This is a genomic window from Halomonas sp. PBN3, from assembly GCF_000475415.1.
Lineage (GTDB): Bacteria > Pseudomonadota > Gammaproteobacteria > Pseudomonadales > Halomonadaceae > Halomonas > Halomonas shengliensis.
The window spans coordinates 19841-27062 of sequence record NZ_AXCA01000020.1 but is presented as its reverse complement, the minus strand read 5'-3'; the positions used below and the strand labels follow the sequence as shown (position 1 = coordinate 27062).

Sequence of the window (7222 nt, the reverse complement as noted above, 5' to 3'; positions counted from 1 at the left end):
CTCCTTGCTCCTTGCTCCTTGAGGCGGCGCAGCCGCGCTCTCAGAAAGGAATATGCACCGAGGCGGTGAGCAGGTTGAGGTGGGCCATATCGGGGGCGTCGTACTCCTCGAGCTCCAGGCGGCTGGTGAAGCCGGGAAGCTCGAGGCGGGCGCCGAAGCCGGTCACCCGGGTGGTGCCGGCCTCGTCGAAGTCGCCGCGGGCCACCACGGCATCGCCCTCCCATCCCACCAGGCCGGACTTGGCGTAGAGGCCCAGGCGACCCAGGCGCACGCCCGCCACCAGGCTGCCGCCGAGGCTGACGGTGTCCATCAGCATCTGCTGGTCGCCGAGGCGGGTGGGCACCTCGTCACTCTCTAAATAGCTGAATTCCGCGCCGAGGTCGAGGCGGGGCAACCCCAGGGGAGTGAAGCCGGCGATCAGCCGGAAGCCCGAGGTGTAGCCGTCCGGGGTCTCGACGTCGCGCCCGTCGATCACCACGCCGTTCTCCAGGCGCGTCAGGTCGTCGGCCTGGGCGGCGTAGGCGGGGGTCGAGCCGCCCTGACGGGCGTCCTCGGCAGCGACGGCCGTGAATGGCGCCGTCAGGGCAAGGCAGGCCAGTAGCGACGCGATGGCATGACCGGGTTTCATGGTTCCCTGTCCTTGCGCTATGGCCTGCTCCGGGCGGAACAAGCCGCAGTGCGAGTGGCGATGAGATCCTTCTAGGCTAGCAACCCGGCGACGTCTCCGCCAGGTGGCGTGCCAACGTCGCCAGGGTGGGCGTGGCCAGGCCGTGGCGGGCGGCGGCCTCCAGCAGCGGCCCCAGGATCGCCTCATGCTCGGTGGGTCGGTCGGCCAGCACGTCCTGCAGCATGGAGGCACGGTTGCCGGCGGTGGCCGTCACCACCTTCCAGACCAGCGCCCGCCAGCCCGCCAGGCCATCGCCCTGGGGCGGCGCGACGCCCTCGGCGGCCATGACGGCCGCCACCTCGGCGATCACCGCCTCCACCTCGTCCCGGTAGCGGGGGGCGCGCAGCTCGCCGTTGCGGACCCGGTGGCGCGCCACCAGCGGGTTGATGGCGGCATTGATGGCGAGCTTCTGCCACAGCCGGCGCCGGATATCCGGCACCGCGGCGGTGGGCAGGCCGGCAGCGCCCAGGGTGACGGCCAGGGAGGCGGCCAGCTCGGCATGCCGCCCATCGAGGGCGCCCAGGGCCGTCTCGCCATGGCCGGCGTGGACCACCCGCCGCTCGTCCTCGACATAGGCGCCCTCGGTGGTGGTGGCGCACAGCACCGGGCCGGGGTGGCGATCGGTGAGGCGGGGCTGGGCGGTGAAACCGTTCTGCCACAGCACCAGCGGGGTGGTCGCGTCGAGTCGCGCGGCGAGCCCCGCCCAGGCCGCCTCGGTGGCGTAGGCCTTGGTGGTGAGGTGCACCACCCCAGGCGCCTCATCGGGCGGGGCGATCCGGGTCGGCAGCCGCAGGCAAAGGGCATCGCCCTCGGGGGTGATCAGGGTCTGGCGGTCGGGGAGGGGGCGCCGGCCGATCAGCACCACGTCATGGCCGGCGTGGGCCAGGCGCAGGGCCAGCAGCCGCCCGATGGCGCCGGGGCCGACGACCCAGTGGGGGGCGGGTGCCATCACGATGACGCCTTGCGACGGCGCGGCGAGGCACGCTTGCCGGTGCCGCGCCGCGGGCCGCTTCGCTGGCGGCGGGCGGGCGCGGCGGCTGCCTCCTCGCCCCGGGCGTTGGCCAGGGCCTCTTGCAGCCGCCGGGCGTCGGCGCTGCCCAGCAGCCCGCGCAGGTCGGCCACCAGCGCCGCCAGGAAGGGGGCCGGTTCGGCCTCCTGCTCGGCGATGGCGGCGAGGCGCTGCTCCCAGAGGGCGGTGCGCTCGGGACGCCCCACCGCCTCGGGCAGCGAGGCGATCAGGGCGCTGCCCAGCCGCGTGGCACGCAGCGCCTTGGCGCGGCGCACCAGGTAGCCGCGCGCCACCAGGGTCTCGATGATGCCGGCGCGGGTCGCCTCGGTGCCCAGCCCATCGTGCTCGCGCAGGGTGCGCCTGACCGCGGGGTCCTCGACGTAGCGGGCGATGTTCATCATCGCCTTGATCAGGCTGGCGTCGGTGAAGGGCTCCGGCGGGCGGGTCTCGCGATCCTCCACGCCGGCCTCCAGGACCCGACAGCCCTCGCCCTCGGTGAGGGGCGGCAGCGGCGGCGCCTCCTCGCGGGTGGTGAACAGCGGCTTCCAGCCGGGGTCGAGGATCGCCTGGCCCCGGGCGCGGAAGGTCTCCTCGAGGAGGGTGAACTCCGCCTTCACCTCCCGGGTGGCAAGCGCCGGATAGAACTGTGCCAGCACGTTGCGGGCGATCAGCCGGAAGACCTTGGCCTCGGTGGCCGAGAGCCTGGTGGGGTCCATGGCGCGCCCGGTGGGCGCCAGGGCGTGGTGGGCGCCCACCTGCTTGTCGTTCCAGGCCCGCGAGCGGCGCGTGAAGTCGGCACCGGCGAGCCAGCCGCGCAGGGTCTCGTCGCCGCCGCAGGCACCTTCCAGGGTGGCCCGGGCCGAGGCCAGGTGCTCCTCCGGCAGGTAGCGGCAGTCGGAGCGAGGGTAGGTGATCAACTGGTGACGCTCGTAGAGCGCCTGGCAGGTGTCCAGCACCGCCTTGGCGGAGAGCCCGAAGCGCCTCGCGGCATCGACCTGCAGCGCCGACAGGGAGTAGGGCAGGGGGGCGGCCTGGCGCTTCTCCTGGGACTGCAATCGGGTGAGGCGCCCCTCGGCGCCGGGCAGGCGCTCGGCCAGGGCCGCCGCCGGCGCCCTCTCCAGCAGGCGGCCCTGGTCGTCGAGGGGGTGGCGCTCGCCGGGTACCCACCAGGCGCGCAGCTGGCCCTGTGCCACCGCGAGGTCGGCCCACAGCACGAAGAAGGGGCGGGGCACGAAGTCGCGGATCTCGTTGTCGCGGCGCACCACCAGGCCCAGCACCGGGGTCTGCACCCGGCCCACCGAGAGCACCCCGTCGTGGCCCGCCTGGCGGCCGGTGAGGGTCCAGGCGCGGGTCAGGTTGATGCCGTAGAGCCAGTCGGCCCGGGCGCGGGACTCGGCGGCGCGGTAGAGCGGCTGGTAGCGGGCGTTGTCCTCCAGGCGCGCCAGTGCCCGCTGCACCGCCGGGCGGTTGAGGTCGCTGACCAGCAGTCGGGAGACCCTGCCCTTCCAGCCCAGGTGCTCGATCACCTCCTGCACCAGCAGCTGCCCCTCGCGGTCCGGGTCGCCGGCGTGGACCACCTCGTCCGCCTGCTTGAGCAGCCGGCGGATCACCGCCAGCTGGCCGCGTGCCTTGGGCCGGGGGGTGAGCTTCCAGCGCTGGGGCAGGATCGGCAGGGCGTCCAGGCGCCACTGCTTCAGGGCGGGGTCGTAGGCATCGGGCGGTGCCTGCTCGAGCAGGTGGCCCAGGCACCAGGTCACGGTGGTGTCGCCGGCCACGATCGCGCCCTCCTGCTTGCGGGAGGCGCCGGGCAGGGCGTCGGCGATGGCACGGGCCAGGCTGGGTTTCTCGGCGATGATCAGGCGCATGGCGGGCTCGGCGGCGGTTTTCTGGACATTCTTCCAGTGTGAGTGGCGATTGGCCAGGTGTCATCCTTAGTGAGTGGTGTACAATCCTTGTATCACTTGTCGCGGCGAGGAACCATTATGCGCGAGCGAGGCAGGACGAGACGGCTGCTGGGGCTGGGGACGCGCACCGCCCCGCTGCTGGCCTGGGCGCGGCAGTAAGCGGCTGCCAAGCCCTGGCGCCGGCTGGTAGACTGTGCCGTTTTCCGGACGGTGGAGGTCACAATGCTGGCGGTATGGGTGGAACAGCTGCTGGGATTCGCCTCAGCGGCGCTCAAGGCGATACGCCAGGACGAGCGCTATCCGACGCTGATGGCCTGGGCCCGGGAGGAGGGGCCGGCCCACGTCGGCGGCAAGCTGCCGCTGGCCCAGGCGCTGGCGCCCGAGTTGTGGTCCCAGACACCGCTCGAACGTCTCGACTTCCGCTGCGAGCCCCTCGCCCGGCCGGGGCGCAACGAGCCCTGCTGGTGTGACTCCGGGCGCAAGACCAAGCACTGCTGCGGGGCCGTCAGCCTGCCAGGCTCCGTGCCGGGGCACCTGATGTGGATGCTCTCGCTGCGCGACTGGAAGGGGGAGACCCTCAAGGCCGCGCTGGCAAGCGGGCGGGCCCCGGCCCAGGCGCTGCTGGAGGCCGGGCTGATCGCCGCCGAGACCGGGCAGCGTGGCCGCGCCCAGCAGATCCTCGAGTCGCTGTTCGAGCGCGGCGACTGGGAGCGGCTGCCGGAGCAGGCCGAGCCCGCCTTCGAGATCCTGCTCGACCTCTATCAGGAGCGCGGCTTCACCCGCAAGCGCGAGACCCTGCTCGACGCCGTGCTCGAGCACGGCCCGCTGTTCCTGCGCGGCGTGGCGCTGGAGCGGCTGTGCCTGATGCACCTGGACAACGACGATCTGGATAGCGCCCGGGCCGCCTTCGTGCGCGCCCAGCAGGCGCTGCCCGACTCGCCCACCCTGGCCTACATCGAAGCGATGCTGCTGCTCCACGAGGGGCACGAGGCGGAGGCAGCCGAGCGGGCGCGCTTCTGGTTCCGGCGCCTGGCGCGTCAGGGCGACCTCGAGCCTGACCAGTTGCAGTTCCTCGCCGACCTGGCCGAGAACCCCGGCGCCACCCTGGCCGAGCAGCTACTCAGCGCCGAGGAGGACCTCGCCGGCCCCCTGGCCGCGCTGCAGGCGCTGCTCGCCGAGCTGCCCACCGCGCCGCGCCTCGATGTCTCGTGCACCGCGGGCGGGCGTCTCGAGTACCGCACCACCGCCCGCGAGGACACCCTGCATGCCGCCTGGCGCGAGGTCTTCCCGGTGGCGGCGGTCTCCGACTCGCCGCTGGGCCTGGAGGATGACCCCTGGCCCGCGGCGGGGGAGTGGCTGCCCGACCTCTGCAGCCACCCCGAATGGCTCGACGCCCCGGCGGTGGTGCAGGAGCTGGCCCTGGCGCTGACCACCCGCTTCGGCAGCCTGCCGTGGATGGCGCCGAGCCTGTTCGTGCCCCTGGCCGATCGCCTCGAGCGCTGGCTCGAGCAGGTCGCCGCCGAGGGGCCCGGCACCCTGGCCTGGGAGGAGGCCGACAACGCCCTGCTGCTGCGCACCGGCCTGGCGCTGGTGGTGGGCATGGAGCGCGGCGCGCGCCAGCGCTCCCGCCGGCTCGCCGAGAGCCTGCTCGCGGTGGATGACCACGACAGCCTGGGGCTGCGCGAGCTGGTGCTCGACCAGCTGCTGCGCGACGGCCGCGACGCCGAGGCCCTGGCGGTCAGCGAGCAGCCGCCTGAGGCGGAGGCCGAGGGGCCGGCGTTGGGGGTGCTGATGGGGCGGGCCCTGGCGCTCTACCGCCTCGATCGGCGCGAAGCGGCGGAGGCGGCCCTGGGCGATGTCCAGGCCCACAACGCCTACGCCCTGGCCCTGCTGTGCGCCGAGCGTCCGCGCCCCGTGCCGGGCGGTGACACCGGCGAGGCCGAGCCCGGCAGCCGCGCCGAGGCCTGGCAGTACCGCACCCTGATGCGCGACCAGTGGCGGACCACCCCGGGGGCGCTTGCCTGGTTGCAGGGGTGGCTCGACGGTTGACGGGGGCTATGCCGCTTGGGAGCCCCTCAGGGGTCAGACCCCGGCGGTGGGCGTAACCGCTGGAGAAGCGCAACATGACGGGCCTGGCGGCATGGCCGGGGTCTGACCCCTAAGGGGCGGGGGTCTGACCCCGCTGCTGCGACAACCTGGGGGGCAGACTCCAAGGGCGGAGGTGAGCCCCAAACGCTAGGGCGTCATCCCGTCCTGCCGCCCTCCGCCTGCTTCGCCGGCACCGGCGCGGGCACCAGCTCCCGGTCGCGGCGGATCCACAGCGCCAGCAGCACCGCGGGAATGCCCAGGGCGGTGGAGATCAGGAAGAAGGTGGCGTAGCCGTCGGCCTCCACCACCAGCCCCCCGAAGCCGCTCAAAAACTTGCCTGGCAGGGTCATCAGCGACGAGAAGAGCGCGTACTGGGTCGCGGTGTAGGCGCGCGAGGTGAGGCTCGAGAGGAAGGCGATGAACACCGCACTGGCCAGGCCGTTGGCCAGGTTGTCGCCGACGATGGCCATTACCAGCAGCGGCAGGCTCTGGCCGGCCAGCGCCAGGGCGGCGAACAGCAGGTTGGTCAATGCCGCCGCCGTGGCCCCCAGCACCAGGATGGGACCGATGCCGTAGCGGGCCACCAGCAGGCCGCCCAGGACGCCGCCGCCGATGCTCATGGCGATGCCGAAGATGTTGGTGACGTTGGCGATGGTGGCGAGCGAGAAGCCGAGGTCGATGTAGAGCGGGTTGGCCATGGAGGCCATGGCCAGGTCGCTGATGCGGAACACCGCCACGAAGAGCAGCAGCCAGAGCGCCTTGCGGCGATGGCGGGTGAAGAAGTCGGTGAAGGGGCAGACGATGGCGCCGATCGCCCAGGCGCCGAGGCGTCGCCACGCCTTCGCCCGGCCACGGCTGGCGCGCAGGAAGGCGCGTACGCGGGGCTCGTGGATCAGCTGGGTGGTGAGCGACAGGCGCGCCGGCTCCGGGCGCAGCAGCACCGTCACCACGCCGATGCCGACGAGGGCCGCCATGCTCAGGTAGGCGGCCTCCCAGGAGAGCCACGAGGCCACGTAGAGGGCGCCGGCGCCGGCGGCCAACAGCCCGCCGCGGTAGCCGATGATGTAGGTGGAGGCCATGGCCGCCTGGAGGTCCTCCGGCGCCGACTCGATGCGGAAGGCGTCGATGGCGATGTCCTGGGTGGCGCTGCCGAAGGCCACCAGCAGGGCGAAGAGGGCGACCAGCGGCAGCTGGCCTGCCGGGTCGATGCCGGCCAGCCCCACCAGGCCGGCGGCGATCATCGCTTGGGCCGCCAGCATCCAGCCGCGGCGCTGGCCCAGGACGCGGGTCAGCAGGGGCAGCGCCAGGCGATCCACCACCGGTGCCCAGAAGAACTTGATCGAGTAGAGCATGCCGATCCAGGCGAAGAAGCCGATCGCCGCGACCTCGACGCCGCTGCTGCGCAGCCAGGCCGAGAGGGTGGAGAAGACCAGCAGGAAGGGCAGGCCCGCCGAGAAGCCCAGGAACAGCATGGTGATGACCGGCGCGCGCAGGTAGATCGCCAGGGCGTCGCGCCAGCTCCTCTGCACGGTAGGCGTCGGCATGGGGCTCTCC

At 73.2% G+C, this 7222-nt stretch carries 5 protein-coding genes; 1 reads left to right on the top strand and 4 read right to left on the bottom strand.

Annotated features, from left to right (window positions below; all coding sequences use genetic code 11):
* Positions 1–40: 40 nt before the first annotated feature.
* The 3 genes from Q673_RS20975 to Q673_RS20965 form a co-directional block, all read right to left on the bottom strand.
* On the bottom strand, positions 41–628 hold the full coding sequence (locus Q673_RS20975) for a hypothetical protein (protein ID WP_023004590.1): 588 nt from the start codon (positions 626–628) through the stop codon (positions 41–43).
* A 76-nt stretch (positions 629–704) separates the two neighbouring features.
* Positions 705–1616, bottom strand: coding sequence for a ketopantoate reductase family protein (locus tag Q673_RS20970; protein ID WP_023004589.1), 912 nt, complete (start codon positions 1614–1616; stop codon positions 705–707).
* Complete coding sequence (locus tag Q673_RS20965; RefSeq protein ID WP_023004588.1) at positions 1616–3541, bottom strand: DNA topoisomerase III; 1926 nt, start codon at positions 3539–3541, stop codon at positions 1616–1618. The genes Q673_RS20970 and Q673_RS20965 overlap by 1 nt, the downstream gene beginning before the upstream one ends.
* Positions 3542–3802: 261 nt before the next feature.
* Here Q673_RS20965 and Q673_RS20960 point away from each other — a divergent pair, with 261 nt between their 5' ends.
* Positions 3803–5629 carry an SEC-C metal-binding domain-containing protein gene (locus tag Q673_RS20960; RefSeq protein ID WP_023004587.1) on the top strand — a complete coding sequence of 609 codons (1827 nt, stop codon included), beginning with the start codon at positions 3803–3805 and terminating at the stop codon, positions 5627–5629.
* Positions 5630–5823: 194 nt separating this feature from the next.
* Here Q673_RS20960 and Q673_RS20955 read toward each other — a convergent pair whose 3' ends face one another.
* Positions 5824–7212 (bottom strand): AmpG family muropeptide MFS transporter, encoded by a 1389-nt coding sequence (locus Q673_RS20955; protein WP_023004586.1) that lies wholly within the window; start codon positions 7210–7212, stop codon positions 5824–5826.
* Between the last annotated feature and the right edge of the window lie 10 nt (positions 7213–7222).